The 1201-nt window shown below is 51.0% G+C and carries 1 protein-coding gene; it reads left to right on the top strand.

The features are described from left to right. Window positions 1-99 precede the first annotated feature (99 nt). A partial coding sequence (locus LZP73_RS19150) for an ISAs1 family transposase (RefSeq protein WP_234236504.1) occupies window positions 100-1201 on the top strand: 1102 nt, incomplete at its 3' end.

The following is a 1201-nucleotide window of genomic DNA, read 5'->3' on the forward strand; positions in this document are numbered from 1 at the left end:
CAGGGCAAGATCATGAACGTTTTTTTGCCTACCCTCTAAACAGTATTGACCCACGGAGTCCTCTGTGATCTTATGTCTCCTTTTTTTTGGGGCATGAGCATGAATATCGACATTATTAAGCAGCATTTCAACATCATCCAGGATGAGCGACAAAGCGCAAAAGTTGACTATCCTCTGTTCGATATTCTATTTGGTGCCATCTGTGCTGTCATTGCGGGAGGTCGCGGCTGGACTGACATCCGTGAGTATGTCCTCGGCCATCATCATTGGTTTCTCAAGCAAAAATTGTTTGAGAATGGCGTGCCTGTTGATGACACCTTTGCCCGCCTGCTTGCCGCTATCGATCCAAAAGCCTTTCGCGAGTGTTTTCTCGCTTGGATGAAAGCAGTACATCGTCTGACCGAGGGGGAAGTTGTGGCCATTGACGGCAAAACGCTACGGGGTTCCTATAACCGTGACGACCGATATAGCACCATTCATATGATCAGTGCCTATGCTTCGGCCAACCAGCTGGTGTTGGGACAATTGAAAACCGACTGCAAGAGCAATGAAATCACCGCTATCCCGGCACTTATTCAGATGCTCGATCTCCGTGGCGCCTTGGTCACCATTGATGCCATGGCCTGTCAGACCAAAATTGCGAAAGCCATCATCAGCCAAGGCGGTGATTACTTGCTGGCCGTCAAGGGCAATCAAGGCAAACTGGCGAAAGCCGTCAGGACGGCGTTCGAGTCGTATCGCCAGGCGCCAATAGACCACACGAAATGGCAGGCCGAGCAGCACCACGGACGAGTCGAATCACGCACCTGTCATGTCCTTAGCGCCAAGCAACTGGAGGGGAATTTCTCTGCCTGGAAAGGGCTCAACACTTTGGTCATGGTGGAAAACTTCCGCGCCGAAAAGGGCAAGGTCGCGAACATTGAATACCGCTACTACATCAGTTCCAAAGATCTGAGTGCCGAACAAGCCGGTCAGGCCATCAGAGCCCATTGGGGTATCGAGTCCATGCACTGGATCCTGGATGTAAGTTTGCAGGAGGACGCCTGTCAAATCTATCGGGAAAATGCAGCAGAAAATTTGGCTGGTCTTCGTCACATGGCACTTAACATGCTGCGCGCCGAAACAACCAAGATCAGCGTGCCGATGAAGCAGAAACGCTGCATGATGAAAACCGACTTTCTGGAACGCGTGTTATTAGCCG

The organism is Shewanella sp. AS16, from assembly GCF_021412365.1.
Lineage (GTDB): Bacteria > Pseudomonadota > Gammaproteobacteria > Enterobacterales > Shewanellaceae > Shewanella > Shewanella salipaludis.